The organism is Bradyrhizobium sp. CCBAU 21365, from assembly GCF_015291305.1.
GTDB lineage: Bacteria > Pseudomonadota > Alphaproteobacteria > Rhizobiales > Xanthobacteraceae > Bradyrhizobium > Bradyrhizobium elkanii.
This window is the reverse complement of record NZ_CP030036.1, coordinates 2,308,803-2,329,951: the sequence shown is the minus strand read 5'-3', so window position 1 is coordinate 2,329,951 and position 21,149 is coordinate 2,308,803. Positions and strand designations below refer to the sequence as shown.

Genomic DNA, 21,149 nt, shown 5'->3' with positions numbered 1-21,149 from the left:
CCGCCGAGGGTAGCACAAGGCTGTTTCTACGCCGCACAGGCGCGCCACTGTGCTGGACAGTTTTTTAAAATGTCGCGCTCCATGCGCAGCCGCTCGTTCTCTCGCTGCAAACGCGCGATCTCTGCCGCGTGGTCCGCCGACGGCAGCGACGCCTGCGTTGTGGGGCGCCGCGTCGCTGCCGTCGGCTCCAGCCGGGCCTCTCGCTGCTCCACCCACCGCCGTAGCACGGAATCGCGCAGGCCAAGCTCCTTGGCCACAGATCCGATCGAGCGCCCGCTCGACGCTACGAGGTCAACCGCTTGCCGCTTGTAGTCGTCCGTAAACGACCGACGTTGACGTCCTTCCATCCGACACCTCCTGGCTCTTCGAGCCTACTACAGGTGTCCATCAATTCGAAGGAGGTTCACTGCTTACCACCTGCCCGGACGCAGTCGCGATAGAGCCACGGTGCCGCGAACGAACCTACCCAGACGCCTAGACCGCCTTGCTCGGCGGCTCGCTGATCTGCGGCGTACCTGCCCTTCGAGCACTGGGACCAGTCTAACGTGTGCCCCTGCGATACAAGCCACTGAGGCAAGTCTAACCCAACCTCGCTGCTCGAAGGGCGGAATGGTCAGTTCGTGGTACTGGGATGAGTTAGGTAGTCGGATGGTTTGCTCTCCGGCAAGGGGGGACGCTGTTTCTAGATGAAATCGGAGAGATCTCCGGCTCATTCCAGGCGACGCTGCTGCGGGTGATCAGGAGCAGGAATTGTAGCGCGTCGGCGGCAGCGCGGGACAATCGGCATGCTTGCCGAGAAAGTCCGCAACCTCGGCCTCGACCGCCAAGGCCAACAGAGCAAGCGCCCATTGCGCAAGATTTCGGTGAGTTGATTGTCGACGTTTCCCGGTTGAACTGTTCTCTTTGGACACGGAAGTGGAGGCGTCATGCCCCCACGATAGCTCGACGTGATGTCAGCGTAGCGCTCGCGAAAAATCCCGATCTGAGGCATGCGTTTATATAGCCCGCATCGCAATATACCAACGTGTAATCGAGCTAGCCACGGGGATGATTGGCACGAAGAGCGCATTCACTCATTATGGCTTAATGGCTATGTACACTCAATTTTACCCGCTATTCGGGGAATCGCAGGAACGTACAGCTGAAGGTGCTGCACCTAACCTATATTCCAGTTTAATCGATGACCTGAGTCAGTTGAATTTCGCAGATGCGGATGACCGTCGGGCATTTCCTCCCACCCTACACAGCATATTTGCAAGGCATGGACTGTTCGGCCTCACTACACAAGTAGAGCACGGCGGATTAGCTCTTCCCTTGCAAGAGGCAATCGACCTCATCTCCGCCACCGCATCCTTTGATATCTCGGCTGCCTCTACCCTCGTCATCCATAACTTCCTGGCCTTGCCCTGCATCGAAGCGGCGCCGCACGTCCCTGAACAAAGGCAGGTCATGTGGGGTGCAACACGCGGCGACCTTTGCGCTTTCGCTTTGACGGAGCCTGGAGCTGGCTCTGCCCCGCGGCATATAGAGGCATCGGCTTTTATACACGGAGATAGAGTTCGCATCACTGGCCGCAAAATCTGGATTGGCCTCGCTGACTGGGCTCGCTGGATCGTTTGCTTTGCCCGAGCCTCTGGTCCAGATGCGAAAGGTCGGCTCGTTGGTGTATTAGTTGATAGGCAGGCTCCGGGTCTAAAGGTCACCCACGAGCATCGCACACTGGGTTTGCGTGGCATTATCCAAAATACTCTGGAGTTCCAAGATGTCGAGGTGCCGAGCGCTTACGTGCTCTCTCGCGATCAAGACGGCTGGGGAGCAGCATCATCTAGCATGAACCGCGGGCGTATCGGTGTGGCGGCAATGGGTCTTGGAGCCCTTGAGCGCGCTATCCAGGTTGCAGCCTCTTATGCGAGCCATCGTCGACTAGGTAAGCTGCGCATGATTGAGAATAGCTATATCGAGCAGTTATTTGGGCAGATGGTACTCCGGCGCGAAGTAGTGAAGGCAATGCTGTATGCTTCCTGCCGACTGGTCTCAGCGCAGGGCGCGCCTAACGTCCACCTTGCATCGGCAACGAAGGTTTTATCGTCGGAGTGGTGCGGCCTCGTCGCTGATCAATGTGTCCAACTGCTGGGTGGCCGTGGATACGATGAGGGAACGCCTGTCGCTAAAATCTATCGAGATGCCCGCATTCTCCGTATCTTCGAAGGTCCGACCGAGACGCTCCTATCACATCTCGGCCGCTGCCTTCTCTCTAGAGCCACACGTGACGAAATAGCCGATCTTTTTCTGTCTCTTGGTGCGGCGCCAGTCCATGCTGCTGCAATTAAGGAACTCTCTGGGCTCAGCGAGACAGACGGTGCGGTGCTAATCTATGCGGGCTGGCTCGCCACACTAGGACTGGCACAAGCCGTCATATCTGCTGGTTGCTCCTCCGCCTCAGATTGTGCCGCAGCCGCCCCTGACCTGATCAGTTCGGAATTCGCAGCTCTTCGCTCTCGCGCGCCGGCGCGCCCATGTTTCGAAGGCCGCATTCGCGCCAGTCGGACTCTGAATGCCTTTCTTCAAGACGCAGCTTCTTCCATCCGCTCACCTGTCCTCACAGACGATTACCTCAAATTGGAGCAGTATGTCTAATGTCTCGCTAGCAAGCGGAGCGAGGAGGTCGATCCTATGGTCGCCGGCATTGCGAGCACGCCGATTCACGCTCGATCCTCAGCAAGCGCTTGCCACGCCAACAAACCAGTGATCGGGCGGGTCAAGACCGCCTGTCTCCCCGAAGGCGGCGGCGAAGAGCCTAGGAACAGAGGAAATTCGCGCGAGAGGCGAGACCATTTTGAGATTCAAACCATGCGTTACGCTAATGATGGAGCCATTTCGGCCGACACCGGGCAGCCTAGAATCCGGAAGTAGGTCTCTTCGGAAAAGCTACGGCCAACAATTTTTGCGCTCACAGAATTTTGCGGCTCGATAGTTAACATCTAGCGCTAAATACTCGCGGCCATACTTCAGCAAGAATTCGCGGGCTTCATCAGCGGCCCGCCGTATCGCTCCGGAATATAAGCTAGCTGTCAGTTCAGATTCGAAACGAGAGCCCCTCGTCCTCCGCCATGCCGCTTCCATCGACCAGGATCTTCCGAGTAAAGCCCGGTTCTTGCAGAGCTTCAATTCATTCCGCTCGGGCGTCGAAAACATGATCGCATGGCGCAGCGGCCCCTCACCAGACTGCTTGGATTCTCGCAACAGAATAAAGGGCGACTGTCAAAGCGCGCCCGCGGCAACGAATTCTCCCAGTTGACGCCAGACGAAGTCACGAAGTCGAGGAGCTTTATCAAGCCGCCTTCTACGATGCCGGTTAAATGTCTTGTCAAGCGTTGGCTGATTTTATTGCCGTCTCCCTGCAGGACCGGGCTGTCGGCTGGCGCTGAAATCCCGGCTTGCGCCGGGTTTTCACCCTTCGGCTTCCATTCCTGACGGAAACTCCGGCGCGGCGGATATCGTGAGTCGCCGTCGCGGGTCTTGCTCGAAGGCCTTGGTCGCGCGTCTTGGTCGCACGTTTTGGGCGTTGGCGTTGCCGACCGACGATACAGGGAGGCAGAGGGGAGCGGCCTTGGCCGTGACGGGTTGAGGGTCGGAGAAGAGTCTTCCGGCGCCCGTCATGGAGATTGCTCCCATGAATACGCAGATTGTTGATGCCAGCCGCCCCCCAGTTTCGGTTACAGGGTGGATGTGAGCCGCGGCGAGCGCGTTGGTCGGGTGTCCTCGGAGTGGTTCTGTCGTCCGGCGGATGAGTTATCTGTCACTCAACGAATTGGCCTGCACGATGCGCGATTGCCCGGACCGCAGCCGGACGCGCGTGGTCGACAGCGCGCTCATCCATGTCGAGGCGAGCGGTACTGATCCTGAGCCCCTGGCCTTGATGCTGCCCGGCTCGGACACGCCGCTCGTCCCGACCCACTGGAGCTTCGGCCAGCTTGCAAGCCAAGTTGGCGCGCCGGCCACTTACCTGCGGCAGCTTCCCGCGACACTCGCAGCAATCAACCTGCTATACGGCCTGACCGCCAATCGCGTCGAGCAGATCAAAAACGCTCTCGAGCGCGCGGTAATGTTTTAACCAGCAACGGTCATGAGCGTTCCTCGCGTTTCGTTTCGGGAGTTCTTGAATCGCAGAATAAGATACTCTGAACGACAGCGCTGCCAAGTGAGCTCGTTCGACCGAAACAATAAGCTTTCGAGAGGAAGTATGAAAGACGGCGGCGGCGGGGCAGTTTCTTCAGCAAACGGTGCCGTAGCAGCCGCCGCATCCGGCTCAGTCTTACCCGCACGGGATTCGACCAAATGTCAGGCCGCCGTATTCCGCGCGGGTGGACATCATGCGACAAGGTTGAGAGAGCTATGGCTTGCTGAATTGCGATAGACTGCACGGACCAGTGGAATGCCCCCGTCTGCTTCGGAAGGTGCGCATTTGGTCTCCGAAAGCGACCTTGAGCTCGCTCTTGATTTCGTCCGGGCTCGGGCCGCCGGACCGGTCGAGGGCATTTTTGGTCCCGGGTCGATGACCTGGCGGATCGACCGAGAAGCCATCACCTTTTTGGGCGCCGGTCGTGCCTTGCTGCTTCAGCTGGCGCATCCCTGGGTCGCCGCCGCCGTGGCCGAGCACTCGCGAACCTTCGCGGATCCGATCGGTCGCTTCCATCGAACCTTTGACGTAGTGTTTACGATGGTGTTCGGCTCGCTCGATGCGGCCCTTACCGCTGCCCGGCACCTGCACCACCGCCATACCATGATCGTCGGCCGCCTGCCCGAAGCAATCGGTCCGTTCGAGAGCGGCTCGCCCTACCGCGCCAACGAGGTCGCAGCGTTGCGCCGGGTCCACGCGACCCTCGTCGACACTGCTCTGGCCGTCCACGACCTGATCCTGCCTCCGTTCACGGTCGAAGAGCGCGAGCGCTATTGGGCCGAGAGCCGGCTGTTTGGGGCATTGTTCGGGCTGACGTCGAGCGACTTGCCGGCGGATTGGGACGCGTTCGCCGCCTACACCGCGGCGGTGATGCAATCGGATACATTGTCCGTCAGCACGGCCGCGCGCGAGGTGGCCCGACAGATCTTCGCCGGCGGGCGACCATGGTTGCGGCCGCCGCGCTGGTATCAAACCCTGAGTGCCGAGCTGCTGCCGGACCGATTGCGCACCGGCTTCGGATTTGCCTTTGACGAGTGCGATAGGAAGGCCGCAGAACGTGCCCTTGCACGAATACGTCGCATCCAAAATACCGACCCAGCTTCGCTACGTCGGCCCCTACCAGGAAGCTCAAGCGCGACTGCAGGGAACGCCGCAGCTGGGCTGGACAACCCGGTGCCTGAACAGGGCATGGATAGGACGCCCTAGGTTGGAAGAGCGCTGGAACAGGTGAAGCAGTCCGGGACAGCCGCCGACGTAGCGGCGACCCTTTTGGTCCTCCCGCGACAACCGACACGCGAAAGACTTACGCATCTACCTTCACCAAAACTTCCCCGGCGATGATTTCGGGGTCTCCAAGATTAAGGTCATGCAGGCTTGCTTGAACGAAATCCAGCACTTTATCGTTCGCAGCATTGGCGCTTTCGCGGTCCTCGAATATCATCACAGCGACACCGACGCCATCGCCCCCATCCAATACGTAATAAGATCTGAATCCGTGCGATTCCCTTAGGATCTGACCGATGCCGCTTTTGGCGCGGCGAGCAGCATCCGCAACCGAACGAACCTTGGTGTACTTTCGAATGAAGATGTACATCAGCCACCCATGCGTCTCAGTCCCAACCGGCGCACCAAAGCATATTGGGCCTGTGCTGGGCTAGGACCTACTTCCGCGTTGGTGCGTCGATTTAGTATGCCCGCAGCCACGTCCGATCCTGCCCAAAACAGCCCCGGCAAAGTGAGGGGCACGGTTCAGACACCAAGGGCGAACAGGCGACATGGTCCAAGCTCTTGCGCCGGAGTGTCACAGACTTATGTGAGAAGCGGTGAGCACTCGCTTATTGCGACTGCCAATCCAACAATACTCACAAAAGTCAAGGAGGATCTCCGTCCGCTTCACGACCGCGTCGTGGTCAAGCGTATCGACGCCGAAGAGAAGACTGCGTGGCGGCATCATCATTCCGGACAGTGCCAAGGAAAAGCCCTCGCAGGGCGAAGTCATCGCCGTTGGCCCGGGCGGCCGCGATGAAGCCGCCAAGCTGATCCCCATCGACGTCAAGGTCGGCGACCGGGTCCTGTTCGGCAAGTGGTCGGGCACCGAGGTCAAGATCGAGGCCAGGAGCTTCTGATCATGAAGGAGAGCGACATCATGGGCGTTCTCACCGGGGTCGCCGGCTCCAAGAAGGCGGCCTAACGCTGACCGCCACAAACGCTCATCCCTGCCTCGCAGGTGAGAGACGAATCTCAACTCAAGGAGGAAAATATGTCAGCTAAAGAGGTCAAACTGGGCGTCGATGCCCGCGATCGCATGCTGCGTGGCGTAGACATCCTTGCCAATGCGGTGAAGGTCACCCTCGGTCCGAAGGGCCGCAACGTGGTGCTCGAGAAGTCGTTCGGCGCGCCCCGCATCACCAAGGACGGCGTTGCGGTCGCCAAGGAGATCGAGCTCGAGGACAAGTTCGAGAACATGGGCGCCCAGATGGTGCGGGAGGTGGCGTCGAAGGCGGCGGATGCTGCCGGCGACGGCACCACCACCGCGACCGTGCTGGCTGCGGCGATCGTCCGTGAAGGCGCCAAGTCGGTCGCCGCCGGCATGAACCCGATGGACCTGAAGCGCGGTATCGATCTCGCAGTCGAGGCCGTTGTCTCGGATCTAGAAAAAAACTCCAAGAAGGCGACCTCGAACGAGGAAATCGCCCAGGTCGGGACCATTTCCGCCAACGGCGATGCCGAGATCGGCAAGTTCCTCGCCGACGCCATGAAGAAGGTCGGCAATGAGGGCGTGATCACGGTCGAGGAAGCCAAGTCGCTCGAGACCGAACTCGACGTCGTCGAGGGCATGCAGTTCGACCGCGGCTACATCTCGCCCTACTTCGTGACCAACGCCGACAAGATGCGCGTTGAGATGGACGACGCCTACATCCTCATCAACGAGAAGAAGCTCTCGTCGCTGAACGAGCTGCTGCCGCTGCTCGAGGCCGTGGTGCAGACCGGCAAGCCGCTGGTCATCGTCGCCGAAGACGTCGAAGGCGAAGCCCTCGCCACCCTCGTCGTCAACCGCCTGCGTGGCGGCCTGAAGGTCGCGGCCGTCAAGGCTCCGGGCTTCGGCGATCGCCGCAAGGCCATGCTGCAGGACATCGCGATCCTGACCGGCGGCCAGGCCATCTCGGAAGACCTCGGCATCAAGCTCGAGAACGTCACGCTGCAGATGCTCGGTCGCGCCAAGAAGGTGATGATCGACAAGGAGAACACCACGATCGTCAACGGCGCCGGCAAGAAGGCCGACATCGACGCCCGCGTTGCCCAGATCAAGGCGCAGATCGAGGAGACCACCTCGGACTACGACCGTGAGAAGCTGCATGAGCGTCTTGCCAAGCTCGCAGGCGGCGTCGCGGTGATCCGCGTCGGCGGCGCGACCGAGGTCGAGGTGAAGGAGCGCAAGGATCGCGTTGATGACGCGATGCACGCGACCCGCGCGGCTGTCGAGGAAGGCATTCTCCCGGGCGGCGGCGTCGCGCTGCTCCGGGCCTCCGAGCACCTCAAGGGCATCCGCACCAAGAACGACGACCAGAAGACCGGCGTCGAGATCGTGCGCAAGGCGCTGTCGGCTCCGGCCCGCCAGATCGCGATCAACGCGGGCGAGGATGGTTCCGTCATCGTCGGCAAGATCTTGGAGAAGGATCAGTACGCGTTCGGCTTCGACAGTCAGACCGGCGAGTACGTCAATCTCGTCAGCAAGGGCATCATCGATCCGACCAAGGTCGTGCGCACCGCGATCCAGAACGCCGCCTCCGTGGCCGCGCTCCTGATCACCACGGAAGCGATGGTTGCCGAGCTGCCGAAGAAGAACGCCGGCGGCCCCGCGATGCCTCCGGGCGGCGGCATGGGCGGCATGGACTTCTAAAGTTCGCGCTCAAGCGATCCAAGAAATGCAAAACCCCGGCAGCGATGCCAGGGTTTTTGTTTGCGCGCAAACTGCCCGAGGTCCTCTGCGTCGCGCAGCCAATGCCGATGATGCTTCGCACAACCTCACGCCGATACAGGAGCCTTCCGCTGCTCACAGCACGCACGTTATGCACAACACTCTCCATAAATATACGTTGGCTTGATTTGACAATTTCAAAAAATTGTCCGCGAGAGTCGCAAACCGAACCGACAGTGGCGCCTTCGTCCCGCAGAGTAGTGTCGGGGCGGGATCGAAGCTCACCCGAAACTCAGAATCGAACACGGAGCGTCAGCGCTGTCGTGACGCATGCAAGCGTTGCGAGGAATGCTTTCGCGCGAGAAGGGGACTGCGCCTTGAGTGAAGGTGAAATGAAAGTCACGGTGAACGGCACGAACATCTTCGGAATGCCGTTGTTGGGTTTCCCGAAGATCGCATTGCCCGGAGTGGTCGGCGATCTAGCTGTGGAGAGCTTTGCTCGAGCGCGCACAGCCTCTGAACAGATGACCGAGGCGTTGAGCGAAACGTACTCGCGCAACGCGGGCGTCGCGACCGATTACGGGCTCAAGGTGCTCGAAATCTCTCACGCCAATACCGCCTTCGCGTTCGATTTGTTCGCCCATCTGCTTGGCAGCGGATCGGCGTCCGAGGTCTTGACCTTGTCCACCGAGCGAGCCCGCAAGGCCTTCGACCAGAACAAGGAATTGTGGGAGCTCGGCCAGAGGGTTACGACAGACATGCGCGGGCAAGTCAAGAAGCACGTCGACAGGGCTCTCCATCACGCCGCCTGAGGAAGGACGGCAGGCCGGCCGGCACAGGAGGCTTACGGCTCTACACCAGCTCTAAACCTTGATACAGTTGAACATGAGGTCGGTTGATCGCTACAACTGTTTTCGCGTCTTCCTTGACCCCACTTGGCTGACGCACCTTCCAAGTTGACGGCCCTGGCCCGCCCCGCCGGGGCCGTTTTCTTTGAGTCCGTCCAGGCGCGACAGCGGCAAAAAAGCCGTGCGACGCGCCCGCGATGTTCAGCTCCATTCCGCGTATCGCCAGCGCGACATCGAATTGGGTGGCGTGGTGATCGCGAAGAATTTCGCCAGCGCGAACCGGACGACGTGGCCGAAGTGGTGCGTGGCGACGGTCCTGCGGGCGCTGCGCACCGCTGTGAGGCTCGCGGCGAACAACGCGCGCAACTTCCCGCCAATCTGCCCCTTCAGCATCGGCGTCGAGTAGGCGAGCGGCCTGCTGTGTAGAGAGCACGACAGGGCCGCCGCCAAGGCAGCAGCGCCGAGGGCAATGGCACTGCGAAGTCCACTTAGCCTGCAAGAAATAAATATACACGGAATCGACAGCTCAAAGGTCGATCTTGATAGCGCAGGCGTATCGTTGGAGCTTCTCAGAGAAGACTCGGTCCCGTTGAGCCAGATGGATCTACGTACGATCTGTACCGCATTTGCTTGAGATGATACTGCAGGATCTGATAGCCATCATACAAGTCGTGTTCGCGCGAGGTATTTCGTGCATATCTAGCATCTTCCGACGTCTCGCGGCCGATCTTTTCAAGCGGATGATGCGAAGATGAAAGAAGTACCCGCACCTCACATTCAGTATGACGAGCAAGCCACCGGGCAAGAAGAGCAATTCGAGAAGGCCTTTGATATTCTATTTGTAAGAGGTCTTGAAGAGGCGACGTCATCCAACATCAACCGATTCGACTCCCATAGGGAGCATTGGTCCACCCGCGGCTCGATGAGGCACTCAAACGTCGGCTGCGGGAAATTTACCGCACGCCTGATCCGGTGGCATTGCTGGCACAGACGCGGGATGCTCAAAATGAGCCGCGCAAGCGCGTTGATCAGCGGGCTGGAAAGCTAACGATGGCTGTCGCGCCGGTGCAAAGCGACTTGGCGGGCTTTGCCCGCGAGCTCGGCGATGTTGGAAACAGGGTGAGCAGCGGGGTATTCATCGGCGCCGCTACGTGCGGCGCAAACCTGTGCCACGTCGGCCATCGATGCTCGACCCCTACATTCCCATCATTGAGGAATGGCTCACCGCGGCTCCGCACTTGTCCGCGGTCGATCTTCTCACCCGCCTGCAAGCGCATGCGCCCGGTCGGTTCGGCCGCCATCAGCGGCGTACGGTGCAGCGATTGGTGAAGAACTGGCGATCAAATTCCGCTCGACAGCTCATCAGCAGCACAGAGATCAAACTATCGGTCCAAGCTTCGTCTCTTACTATCTAATGCCGACAGGTTCTTTCGCCGAATCACCGCAAGCCGCTCGCTCCGGGCGATCTGGAGGGCGCGCTTCGCGAGCGGCTTGCTCCGACTCGCGTCACGCGATCCAGAAGACACCAGGGTGCGCTTCGGTAACATTCTCATCTAAGGCAATATGAGGGAGCAGTTCCGGATGGCGTTTGACACTCCGGCTTTGCTTTTGGAAGGCACTCTGGGCTACGCAAGATCGGTGATTACGAGGAGGCGCAACCTCCGCGAAATGAAATCTAAAACGCGAACGGCACCTCTTCTAGGATGCCGAGGCTAGTTACGCGGCGATCAGGGATTGAAGTGTGCAACAAATCGATTCTTACAATCGATCGAGTGCAACATACCGATATCGGCGCCGTGCATGCCAGTGGCGGAAGGCTACGCCTCCCTTGTGGGGAGCTGCAGGCGCTTGCAGTGCTGTGACCCAACTGTCGAAGAGCGTCGGTACGGTAAATCCATACGCCACGTTCTGGAAACCGGGGGCGGGACGACCGCCTCCGGTGACCCGGTGCCGGTGGCAAGAGTTCCCCGGCCTACTCACCGTGGCACTGCGCAGTTTACGACGAAAATCAGTCTTGTCCTATCGGCCTAAATCCATCTGCCCGTCAGCTTCTGGAAAGCTGAGCGCCACACCATGAAAGCGCGGATGCCTAGACGGCGATGCCGTCCAGTGAACGCAGTGGACGTGCACCTTTCGGGGTACTCGATGCTCGACCGGAAGCGTGCTTGGCACCATTTGGCCGTAACTCGGAGGCCGGCGCTCAACGCGAGCCTTTGAAATAGTTTTCCGCAGGTCGCAACGCGAACGACCTTCGTCGAACGAGGGCTCGCGCGGCTCAGTCATTTGAGAGGATAGACAGCATGGATTTCAACCCAACAGACCCAGCGAACACGAGCCCACGGCCCGACGCACCACGGTCCTCCGATTCAGCGGGCTTTGAGCATGAGCCGAGCGCATTGCAGGCGCTGGCCGAAGCCCCCGATTACGACCAGGATCGGATTTGGCAGGAGATCGCACCCGCGCCATCGCGGGCAGAGCCATCCCGAGCTGCGGAAGCTTCCGATTTCGGCAGCGATTCGATTTGGCAACACCTTGAACCCGAACTGATGCGTGGTGGGCCATCGCGACCCAGCCCGTCGCAAGCCGGGACCGTTGTCGTGCGCGGGCGCTGGGCGGCCAGAACTCGAAAACTTCGTCCTGCAAAACGGACGTCGCGCCAAGGAGTACGCGCGACTATGACGCGTGACTTTGCGCCGCGACTCTCTGACTTCTGAACGCAGCCAACCATCCGGTCAAATGCGGCCGGTTTCCGCTCGATCAAGAAAGCCGACAATGTTTGAAACATTAAGCCGTAAACCCAACGATCCCCTGCTTGCGCTGATTGGGCTCTTTGACGCAGATCCCCGACCAGACAAGATCGACCTTGGGGTCGGCGTCTATCGCGACGAGGCCGGTCATTCGCCGATCTTTCGTGCCGTAAAGGCTGCGGAGCACCTGATTTGCGAGACCCAGAACACTAAGGCGTACGTGGCGCCGGAGGGTGATCAAACATTCCTTGATTTGCTGTGGTCGTTGGTTGGCGGGCATACGGCAACCATCCACGCCTCTGGTGTGCAGACACCCGGTGGCTCGGGTGCTTTGCGGCTCGCTGCCGATCTGATTCGCGGGACCGGACAGGGTAAGATCTGGCTAGGTCAACCGAGTTGGCCAAATCATGCAGGAATTTTCTCGGGTGCCGGTCTCTCGGTCGAGACTTATCCATTCTTTGATGTTGCCTCGCAGACCATTCTAGTTGACAGCATGATGAATGCACTACACCAGGCCGAGCCCGGCGACGCAGTTTTGCTCCATGCTTGTTGTCACAACCCGAGCGGCGCTGTGCTGACGGCGGACGACTGGCGTCGGATCACCGCGATGATCGCTGCGCGCGGACTTACGCCGTTGATTGATCTTGCCTATCAGGGTTTCGGTGCCGGGCTCGACGGAGACGTCGCCGCGCTTCGTTCGACAATTTCTGCCGTTCCAGAGGCGCTTGTCGCGGTGTCCTGCTCGAAATCATTTGGACTATATCGCGAGCGTACGGGTGCGGTGTTTGCGGTCGCGTCTTTGCAATCAGCTTCAGAGACTGCTCGGTCCAATCTTGTTGCTATCGCCCGCGCCAGCTACTCAATGCCGCCCGATCACGGCGCCGCAATCGTGAAGACCATCCTCAGCTCCCCCGAACTATGCCGGGACTGGCGTGAAGAGTTGGAATCGATGCGTCATCGCCTCCTCGCGTTGCGAAAATCTTTCGTCGACGCATTGGGAGGAAGATGGTCGAATGCCGTCGCCATCGGCTCGCAAGAGGGCATGTTTTCCATTCTGCCCCTCTCACAGACCGAGGTGCTGAAACTAAGGGAAAAGCACGGCATCTACATGCCGACATCTGGCCGCATCAACGTCGCCGGCTTGAAGCGCACCGATGTGGCGCGTGTCGCAAGCGCGATCAAGGCGGCTGTGAGTTCCGCACGGGGAGATGGACCTTGATAGAGGCCTCAGACCGCCGTCAAAGGTTCGATTCCCTACTGGCCCGCCTGCCAGATCATCCCTCCAGGCATATCCACGAACTCCTGCCTTGGAACTGGCGCCCTCCGCGCATCGCTCACGCCGCCTAATCGCAATCGGCGATCCGCCCAAAGCGACCTGACCAGGGCCGTCGCCGGATGCGTACGTCTGACTTCAATCCGATCGAGAATGCCTTCGCCAAGCTCAAAGCGCTCTTGCGTCAGGCCGCAAAACGAACCGTCGAAGGCCTCTGGACCGCGAAGGTGGCATCATTGATCGCTTCACAGCAACCGAATGCCGCAACTACTTCATCGCCGCAGGATACGCTGCAACATGATCGGCGAATGCTCTAGCTTGCGCCGCGGTCTCCTCCACCTTGGCGAGCTTTAGCTCGAGCTGCTCCAGCAATGCGCGTCGCTCGGAGGACTGTCCGAACTGCTCGTGGCGGAGCTTCTTGATCGTGAGTTTGAGCTTCTCGATCAGCAAGGCCCCCTGGGCTTCGGCTTCCGCGGCCAAACAGGCGGCTCGCTTGGGCGAGCCCCCCGGTGTAGTGTCCGGGAGAGCCACTCCAGCCAGCTCCATTAGCCCAAGCCGGGATGAGCCAGTCGAATCTGGAGGGACCGCCGATTGGCGACGAGGTTGTCAAGGTGCAGCGGCTCGTGCGCTGGCCGCTCTCCTTGGGCCAATCGTCGAACCAGCGCCCGCGTGCCGTCCACCACAAAGACGCCGCAATCATAGCTGTTCCGCTGCTGGGCCATGCTGGGTGACTCCAGGCGGGCACGCAGCCGTCGTGCGAGCTGCGCTGCCGCCTCGTGGTTGTGTCCCCGGACAGAGTCGTAGTGATAGGCAACCGGCTCTCCTTGCGTGTGGCAATCAAGGAGCAGCAGCGACCAATGCGTGCCGGGGCGATTAGGATCCATAGCGTCGTTCACTGGCAGGAACAGGAAGTCGGGACCATTACCATTTGGATCGTAGCCGATGCGCTTCAACGCGCGGAGCATGTCGGGCTCGGCGCCGAAGCGCAGTCGATAGTGAGCTATCAGGGGGTCCACGAACTGCGTCAGGGCGGCGAGTTCCGGACGGCTCCGCCGCAACTCCTCCGCTAGGAGCTCGTAATCCCTGTTGATATGCTTGTCGCCCAGCCATTCCTTGGCACCGAGCTCTAGTCTACTGCGGCCGTAGGAGGAGGCTGTCGGATCCATAGCCCCGATTTGAGCATCGGCGGATGTGCGCGGGAAAGGCGCAGAACGAGCATCATCACGCAGCTCCGGCAGCGTGGGCGGATTTAGATCAATCACCTGCGGTCTGGGCGCATCCCGACCAACAAATGATACAGAACCAGCGTAGGTGTCTGAGCGAACCCTGGCAGGATCAGCTGGCGCAAAGTGAGCATCGTCCCGCAACTCGGACGGCGTTGGCGCATTCAGATCAACAAATGGCTCAAGACCAGCGTAGGTGTCTGAGCAAACCCTGGAAGGATCGGCTGGCGCAAACTGAGCATCGTCCCGCAAGTCGGAGGGCGTTGGCGCATTCAGATCAACAAATGGCTCAAGACCAGCGTAGGTGTCTGAGCGAACCCTGGAAGGATCGGCTGGCGCAAACTGAGCATCCTCGCGCAACTCGGAGGGCGTTGGCGCATTCAGATCAACAAATGGCTCAAGACCAGCGTAGGTGTCTGAGCGAACCCTGGAAGGATCGGCTGGCGCAAACTGAGCATCCTCGCGCAACTCGGACGGCGGTGGCGCATTCAGATCAACAAATGGCTCAAGCCTGCCCTTAGCATTTGACGCGGGCCTGGATGGTGATCCTGGTTCTTGCAGCTGTTCACTCAACCAAACCCAAGCTCCAGCGCTTAGGCTGGCCGGCGTTGAGGGAAGATCCCGCGAAGAGCCGGAAAACCGATCGCCCTGCGCGGCCGGCGAGCTCGGCTGCTCAGGGCCTGGCAGCCCCAGCTCTCGGTTCGCCTCGACGAGTTTCAAGTAGCTGCGAAGATGCGACAGATCGGGACCGTGTACTCTGCCTCCAGTCCATTGGAATGCTACTACGTCATTGTCGAGGGATACCTGCTGCCTGCTGGAGCCGTTTAGCCGCCCGATGATGCTCCCTTTGCCATTTCCTCTCAGCCACGCACTCAGCGCACGAAGACGCCTCGCCCGCTGTTGCGCGGACTGCCTCAGCTTCGCAGTCGGAGTTTTAAGATCTTTCAGAGCTTGGCTCAGCGCGCCCTCGATGAGGGGCGCATCTTCTGGATGAGGAACTAGGCGACGGGGGGCACCGAGGACGCGGGGTTCGGGTGCTTCGACTTCTTCCCCCCCACGCAGCAGCCGCCGGAGAACGTCCACAGCCGACCTAATGCGGTTCTGGGGGTCACGGCCCAAGCTCCTGTACTTCGCTATTTCCTCATCGAGCGATGAACCGTCTCGCAGCCGAGAAGCTACAGGGCCCCGATGACTTGCGTTAACCCAGCGGACAAAAGTCCCAAGTCCGGAAACATTGTTGTTGATGGCCCCTGGGGTAAGCTTGCGCCTCTCGGCGTGCACGCGAAACCTCGTCAAGAGTTCCGCGTCTTCGGCCGGAAGCTGCTCGCCGATCAGCTCGTCCGGCGACGACGCCGGAGCTTGTCTCTGCGCTGGTGACGTCGCCAGTTGATGGGATGGGATCTGCATCAGCGGCCGCTCAACCGCGTCGCCCTGCGGAGGCGGCGAGGGGCTGGGTCCGTCCATCGTCTCTAAAGGCAGATCCTGCTGGTTCGCAGGCAGAATCTTCGGCCAGCTGACAGCTCCGTTCGACCCGCTGTGCTGCGCAGCCGCGGAGAGGGTCGGCTTCATCTCGGCGCGAACCGCGTCTTCGAGATCAGGCAGGGGGCGAATATGACGCAGGAGTTCGATCGCTGTAGCACCCGCCGGCGACTTCAGGAGATGAGCCAGTGCGGCTCCGGCTTTACTGCGGCCATGGGGGTCCACCTCCTTATACCGATTGACATCTTTATCCAGCGAGCCGTGGCCAAGCCGAGCAGCAATGCCGGGCTTATCGTTTTCACGGAGGTAATCACTGAAATCGATAAGAAGAGTTGCATAGCTCCTGGCGGTGTTGGCGGTGCTTGGGGGTGCTTCTTCCTTGTACCTTTTGATGAGATCCGCATCCTGGGGATAGGGATTCCGCTCAACCCGGCTTGCAAACGGCGTGATGCCGCCCGGCGATTGGGAGGCTCGAAGATAATCCAGTGGGGCAGCGATGGCCTGCTCCTCCTTCTCGGCGAACTCCTGGGCATCCTTGTCCAGCGACTTGTCGTAAAGCCGGGAAGCAATGCCCGGCTTGTCGTTCTTCACGAGCCAATGCCCCAAGCTGAAAAGACCACGTAGATTGCGACCGACCGTGCTCTCGGAGGCCCCAGCTTTGATGAGTGCCGGCCTCAGCCCCTCAATAAGAGAGGCATCTTCGCAATAAACAGGATCTAGGCTGCTACCTGCGAAAACCAATTTTGCATGGCCGGGCGGTAGCGCCGAGGCATTCAGCATCGTTCCACCGCCTTGACTGTGCGGAGGCGGCGTAGATGGGTGCCCGCTCGACCGCATGATGGGAATCTGCTCGCCTGGCATGAGGATGTTGCGGTAACGCTCATCCGTTAGCTCGTCGTCCTGATGGCGCCAGTTCACGGGATGAGGGGACTCTGTAGGATTCAATGCCGGGCCATGCCGCGGTGGCTGAAGACACGACGATGCACCGGCCTCGTCGACCGTCCCATAGAATAAATCTCGATCATCCCCCTCAGCGAGTGCCGCTGGCCAACTGAAGGCGGGCTGCGACGCGCCCTGCTTAGCCGCGGCCTCAATGCCCCCTGCCCGGGCAATGATTGACGCGACTCCGCCCGGCGACTGAGAGGCGCGGAGACGATCTAGTGCGGTAAGAACGAGGTGCCTGCGACCTTGATCGAAGATCGCAGCGTCGCTGCTGAGCGATTCGTCGTTAAGCCGAGCAGCCACTCCCGGCTCGTTTTTTGCAAAGAGCCACTGGCTGAATCTGCGAAGAGGACGAACATAATTCGTCTTAACGGTGATCTCCTCGTACCCAGCCTTAACGAGTGCTTCTTGAAGTCCGGAAATCAAGGGCGCGTCTTCGGGATGAAAAGGCGGACCGTTGAGTTTTCTCGCTCCATTACGCAGATGATCAAGTGCCGCGCCGATACTTTTGTTACCCCCGGCGTCCTTGTAGCGCTTGATCTCTTCATTGAGCGGTTCGTCCTCGTTCCATTTCTCGTCCTGAAGCCGAGCAGCAATGCCAGGCTTGTTGTTTGCACGAAGGTAGTGGCTGAAATCCGTGAGAATGGATGCATAGGTTTTGGCGGTACTTGAAGTTCCGGCCGCCACCGCTTGCTGTCTGTATTCTTTGATGAGAAGTCCATCCCTGGGATAAGGAGTGAGGTCAGGGCGGCCTGCGATCGGTACGACTCCCCCCGTCAATTGAGAGGTCCGCAGACGAGCTAGTGCCCAACGGACGTTCGCCGTCCCACCTTTGGTTATGAACTCCTCGACATCCTTGTCCATCGACTCGTCATGAAGCCGATCAGCAATGCCCGGCTTGTCCTTTGCAAAGAGCCAGCGGCTCAAGCTGAGCAGATAACCGACGTAGCTCGTGGCGGTGCTCTCGGCAGCTCCCAGGAGCGCCTGCCTAAGGCCGGAAACAAGGCGCGCATCCTTAGCATAAAGCGGCTCCTTGCTGCGACCTACCAAGACCCAATTTGACTGAGCGGTCTGGAGCGCTGCGGCGCCCAGCACCGCCTCATCCGTTCCGGCATTCGCCTCAGATCGCGATGCCTCCGCTTGATGGGCGCGGACCTGCATGAGCACGGGAGCAGACGGGACAGCGATCTCGCTCAGCTGCTGCTCAAAGGCCGCCGCATCTGTGGACGGAGCCGGTGAGCTCTCTTGCGGGCCCGCAGTGCCCGATTGTTGACGCACCCAGTTGGTGGATTCGAACTTCATTCGTTCTCACTTTCGGACTATAGGCCAATTTGAAGCCTGAGGTCGGTTGTGATTTGCCACGGAATCGACTCGGCAGCATCGAACCCAGCAGAAAACTATCGTGAACGCCCAAAATGCCGCGTCGAAGCACTCCGACCGGGCGCTCCAGTATTCTTGCAGCGATCGCCAGCTATGATCGCCTCTGGAAACCCTGCTCTATGTGCGATATCTGTCGAGAACCTGACGCGGAGCCGCCGACTTCCTGCAGCGGACACGCAGACTGCCCCCATGGCCGGAAATCGATAAGGAACCTCCCGAAGAACGGTTCTGTGGGCGTTCTTGAGCCTTCTTGTATGATCGTGCCCCGCAGCGTGGTGTAGCTGAGTGCGGGTGCCGGCATGGGCCTGGATCGGTCAGTGGCGATAGCCGGAAGGCTCACGGCGGGATCATCGCCCAACAGGGCGATGGTTCCCAGTGTCATGTAGCGTCGACGCTCGACGCCCCGCCCGTCATTCTGCTCGAACAGGATTGCGCCGACCAGACGGGTGATGGCGTCCTCATTGGGAAAGATGCCGACCACTTCGGTCCGCCGCTTGATCTCGCCGTTGACGAAGCCGGCGCACGCTAGCCTCCCCCCGCAGCGTCGCTGCGGTAGCGGCTGGTCGAGGTCTGGTAGTACTGCGCGCGGATGGCCGCCATGGCCTCGATCAACGCTCCCCAGGGCGCGGGAAAGCGTTCTTTCGCCATCACCCGGTCCAGCATGCGCGTAAGGCCGGCCAGCTCGTCGTTGAGGAACTCCACCACAGGCATAGCCGGATAGCGCTGCAGCAGGAGAATCGCCGCGTTGTAGGCCTCGCCGGCCGACCTGTCCTTGTCGCGTCCATGCAGGTCGTTCTGCAGGCGCCCTATCGCGGAGATGAGCCGCAGGACCTGGCGAAACGCCGGACGCGCGCGCAAGGTCGCCATGTCCAGCCCCCACAGCAACGACAGGCAACAGAGCACGTTCGCGTAGGCGATCGAATCGATGCCGTTGTGCAAGTACTCGGTGTAAGACCAGCGTTCCGCCCCCGCCGCTTGCGCGTGCCCGGCGCGCAGCGCTGCGCAGTAGCACCGGGTATCGTCGAGAAGCTGAGCATAGTCGCGACGATCGTAGGCGAGCGCGGCCAGCGAAGCGCGCAGCACAGCGCAGCCCTCGAATCCGGGAAGCGCGCACGGCACGCCCTGCCCCAGCGCCTGCTCTACCGCGGCGAGCTGCTCCGGCGCGATCAAGCCAAGATCGTTGCAATCGTCGAGCCAGAACAGCAGCGCCAGTTCGCGATAGAATGCCACGATCAGCGTTTCGTCCTGCGGATCGCGGCCGGTGCGGGCGCTGGTGTCGCGCAGGCTCAGGTGGATGCTCTGCAGGATGTACTGGCCACCCCTGACCGCTTCCACGGCATGCTCGTCGGCGAATCCGGTCAGGGAACGCCCCCACTCCAGCACCTGCTGCAGCGCGCGTTCGGTCTGGATCATGGCGTCGCTTCCGCTCCCTCGGCCGGGACGCGCCGCCCCCAACGAAGCGCCAGCCACAACCCGGCGAGTTCGGCGACGCGCACGACCCGTGTGGGGCAATACAATTCCTTGCCGATCCACAGCGGCGTCTGCGGCAATGCATGCGCCGCATGGCGGGCGAGCATCCACTCCCGCGCACGCGCCACCGCCTGCGCGATGCGCCGGCGCCCTGTCGGCTCTTCGCTCCCGTCCATCACGTGCAACGTGAACAGCGCATAGGCGGTTTCCTCGAACGTGGACGCGCGACCCGCGCCCCAGCCGCCATCGTCGCGCTGCGCCAGCAGCAGCGCCGCCAGCGCGCGCTCATCGCGCCACTGGCGCTTGCCTTGGGCCAGCGCAGCGACCGCATGCGCGGTGGGATACAGCCACGAAACGTGCCATTTTTCGTTGTCCCACAGACCGTTCGGGTTGCGATTGGCCTCGACGTAGGCGCTGGTGCCGACGGCGGGCTTTCCCAACAGTCGCAACGCATGCAGGGCATGGATGTTGGTCGACACGGAGGCATTGCGCTCGCCGGGGAAGGTGACGAACAGCTCGCCGATTTCGAATTGGCGCAACGCATCGACCGCCGGGTCGCGGCCTGCAAGGCGCAGGACGCACAACGCAACGGCGGTGTCGTCCGCATCGGCCGCAAAGTGCAAGGCCGGGCCCAGACCGCGCACGCCCAGGCGGGCGTCGAGCTGCGCGACGATCACGCGCACCGCCTCGGCGAGCGCGGGATGCGCGAACAGCCCGGCCAGATGCAGGGTGTACAGCGACCAGCATGGCTCGAACACATTGATCGGCCAGACATTGGGAATGACACCTTCGATGCCGCTGCGCGTCGCCCGCGATGCCATCTGCAAATACTCATCGGCGCGCCCGAGCTGCGGCGTGCTCGCCTGTGTCACGGCGTACGCACGCCACGCGGCGGTGGCCGCCGGACTGATGCCGATGCTGCCGTCGTCATCCGGGAATGCGGTGGTCGGCGACGTCCCCCAGGCTTCCCAGGAGTGCAGCAATGGATGGCCGCTCGGCAACGTTGCCACAGTCCCCAGCTTGACCATGCACGCTTGCCGCAACGGCAACAGCGCCGGGTGGCGCGGAAACGCCACGTCGCCCAGCAAGGATGCGGCCTCGCCGCAAAGCTGCGGCAGGATCAGCTCCGCGCCGATGGGCGCATCTTCCGGCACCGCATGCGCGTAGGGATCGGGCTGGCGCTGGAGGAACTGGGTTGCAGCCTGGACTGCGTCTGCAACGCCGGGAAGAGAATCGGCGCGCTGCAATGCCAGCAACGCCGCCCACGTGGGCGCATGGCGGAACCGCGAGAAGTCCGCGCTTCCCCAACCGCCGTCGGCCTGTTGCTGCGCGAGGAGCCACGCGTATGCGTCCTGCCGACCGGTGACGTTGCCGTGGAACCACAGCGCTCGCGCCGTATCGTAGACGGACGGACCGACGCGGCCACCATCGCTCATCTCGCTCAGCAGGCGGCGCAATTCGGAAAGAATCTGTTCGGACAGCGCATTCACGCGGGATGTTCCTTCTGCAAACGATTGACGGGAACCAGAATCGGGCAGACGCCGCGCACGTCGCCGCAGGCCCGTCGCGGTCCGGCGCCTCAGCAGCGCCGGACGGCCGCATAGGCTTGCGCGCCGCGCGCCACGTGCGCCGCGGCAATGCTGGCCAACCGCTGCGATCAGCGGCGCGAACTCGGGACACAGTGCAGC

At 61.1% G+C, this 21,149-nt stretch carries 12 protein-coding genes and 5 pseudogenes; 10 read left to right on the top strand and 7 right to left on the bottom strand.

Going from position 1 to position 21,149, the window contains the following annotated elements:
- Positions 1-26: 26 nt before the first annotated feature.
- Complete coding sequence (locus XI02_RS10915; RefSeq protein WP_168857699.1) at positions 27-347, bottom strand: transposase; 321 nt, start codon at positions 345-347, stop codon at positions 27-29.
- A 700-nt stretch (positions 348-1,047) separates the two neighbouring features.
- Here XI02_RS10915 and XI02_RS10905 point away from each other — a divergent pair.
- The 3 genes and pseudogenes from XI02_RS10905 to XI02_RS10895 all read left to right on the top strand — a co-directional run bounded on the left by XI02_RS10905 (position 1,048) and on the right by XI02_RS10895 (position 5,411).
- Positions 1,048-2,637 (top strand): acyl-CoA dehydrogenase family protein, encoded by a 1,590-nt coding sequence (locus XI02_RS10905; protein ID WP_172648471.1) that lies wholly within the window; start codon positions 1,048-1,050, stop codon positions 2,635-2,637.
- A 1,036-nt stretch (positions 2,638-3,673) separates the two neighbouring features.
- A pseudogene (locus XI02_RS10900) lies at positions 3,674-4,084 on the top strand (DUF932 domain-containing protein); the annotation flags it as partial.
- Positions 4,085-4,465: 381 nt separating this feature from the next.
- Positions 4,466-5,411 (top strand): annotated as a pseudogene (locus XI02_RS10895) (oxygenase MpaB family protein).
- A 72-nt stretch (positions 5,412-5,483) separates the two neighbouring features.
- On the opposite strand, the gene XI02_RS10890 reads toward XI02_RS10895, so the two are convergent.
- Complete coding sequence (locus XI02_RS10890) at positions 5,484-5,774, bottom strand: hypothetical protein (RefSeq protein ID WP_168857701.1); 291 nt, start codon at positions 5,772-5,774, stop codon at positions 5,484-5,486.
- 264 nt (positions 5,775-6,038) lie between these two features.
- Here XI02_RS10890 and groES point away from each other — a divergent pair.
- The 7 genes and pseudogenes from groES to XI02_RS10855 form a co-directional block, all read left to right on the top strand.
- Positions 6,039-6,371 (top strand): annotated as a pseudogene (gene groES / locus XI02_RS10885) (co-chaperone GroES).
- A gap of 69 nt (positions 6,372-6,440) precedes the next feature.
- On the top strand, positions 6,441-8,081 hold the full coding sequence (groL, locus tag XI02_RS10880; protein ID WP_168857702.1) for a chaperonin GroEL: 1,641 nt from the start codon (positions 6,441-6,443) through the stop codon (positions 8,079-8,081).
- A gap of 410 nt (positions 8,082-8,491) precedes the next feature.
- Positions 8,492-8,911: a phasin family protein gene (locus XI02_RS10875; protein ID WP_233475655.1), complete on the top strand. Its 420-nt coding sequence runs from the start codon at positions 8,492-8,494 to the stop codon at positions 8,909-8,911.
- Positions 8,912-9,128: 217 nt separating this feature from the next.
- Positions 9,129-9,353 carry a hypothetical protein gene (locus tag XI02_RS10870; RefSeq protein WP_026192343.1) on the top strand — a complete coding sequence of 75 codons (225 nt, stop codon included), beginning with the start codon at positions 9,129-9,131 and terminating at the stop codon, positions 9,351-9,353.
- 345 nt (positions 9,354-9,698) lie between these two features.
- Positions 9,699-9,995, top strand: coding sequence for a hypothetical protein (locus XI02_RS10865; protein WP_028344433.1), 297 nt, complete (start codon positions 9,699-9,701; stop codon positions 9,993-9,995).
- Between the two features lie 1,724 nt (positions 9,996-11,719).
- On the top strand, positions 11,720-12,913 hold the full coding sequence (locus XI02_RS10860; protein WP_028344434.1) for an amino acid aminotransferase: 1,194 nt from the start codon (positions 11,720-11,722) through the stop codon (positions 12,911-12,913).
- Positions 12,914-13,101: 188 nt separating this feature from the next.
- Positions 13,102-13,268 (top strand): annotated as a pseudogene (locus tag XI02_RS10855) (IS630 family transposase); the annotation flags it as partial.
- Here XI02_RS10855 and XI02_RS10850 read toward each other — a convergent pair.
- The 5 genes and pseudogenes from XI02_RS10850 to XI02_RS10830 form a co-directional block, all read right to left on the bottom strand.
- On the bottom strand, positions 13,235-13,447 hold the full coding sequence (locus tag XI02_RS10850; RefSeq protein WP_157183419.1) for a hypothetical protein: 213 nt from the start codon (positions 13,445-13,447) through the stop codon (positions 13,235-13,237). The pseudogene XI02_RS10855 and the gene XI02_RS10850 sit on opposite strands and share 34 nt — an antisense overlap.
- Positions 13,448-13,512: 65 nt before the next feature.
- A complete protein-coding gene (locus tag XI02_RS10845; protein WP_246783615.1) occupies positions 13,513-17,913 on the bottom strand; it encodes a Ulp1 family isopeptidase in 4,401 nt (1,466 codons plus the stop codon).
- A 397-nt stretch (positions 17,914-18,310) separates the two neighbouring features.
- Positions 18,311-18,502: pseudogene (locus XI02_RS10840) on the bottom strand (transposase); the annotation flags it as partial.
- A gap of 14 nt (positions 18,503-18,516) precedes the next feature.
- Positions 18,517-19,404 (bottom strand): hypothetical protein, encoded by an 888-nt coding sequence (locus tag XI02_RS10835; protein WP_168858883.1) that lies wholly within the window; start codon positions 19,402-19,404, stop codon positions 18,517-18,519.
- The gene (locus tag XI02_RS10830) at positions 19,401-20,951 is read right to left on the bottom strand and encodes a hypothetical protein (protein WP_168858884.1); all 1,551 of its coding nucleotides are present in this window, start codon (positions 20,949-20,951) and stop codon (positions 19,401-19,403) included. Before XI02_RS10830 ends, XI02_RS10835 begins: the two co-directional genes overlap by 4 nt.
- Positions 20,952-21,149 lie beyond the last annotated feature (198 nt).

Bases quoted from the DNA above. Each gene is read 5' to 3' on its own strand.
- XI02_RS10915 (WP_168857699.1), bottom strand. From the start codon at position 347: ATGGAAGGACGTCAACGTCGGTCGTTTACGGACGACTACAAGCGGCAA.
- XI02_RS10905 (WP_172648471.1), top strand. From the start codon at position 1,048: ATGATTGGCACGAAGAGCGCATTCACTCATTATGGCTTAATGGCTATG.
- XI02_RS10890 (WP_168857701.1), bottom strand. From the start codon at position 5,774: ATGTACATCTTCATTCGAAAGTACACCAAGGTTCGTTCGGTTGCGGAT.
- groL (WP_168857702.1), top strand. From the start codon at position 6,441: ATGTCAGCTAAAGAGGTCAAACTGGGCGTCGATGCCCGCGATCGCATG.
- XI02_RS10875 (WP_233475655.1), top strand. From the start codon at position 8,492: ATGAAAGTCACGGTGAACGGCACGAACATCTTCGGAATGCCGTTGTTG.
- XI02_RS10865 (WP_028344433.1), top strand. From the start codon at position 9,699: ATGAAAGAAGTACCCGCACCTCACATTCAGTATGACGAGCAAGCCACC.
- XI02_RS10860 (WP_028344434.1), top strand. From the start codon at position 11,720: ATGTTTGAAACATTAAGCCGTAAACCCAACGATCCCCTGCTTGCGCTG.
- XI02_RS10845 (WP_246783615.1), bottom strand. From the start codon at position 17,913: ATGAAGTTCGAATCCACCAACTGGGTGCGTCAACAATCGGGCACTGCG.
- XI02_RS10835 (WP_168858883.1), bottom strand. From the start codon at position 19,404: ATGATCCAGACCGAACGCGCGCTGCAGCAGGTGCTGGAGTGGGGGCGT.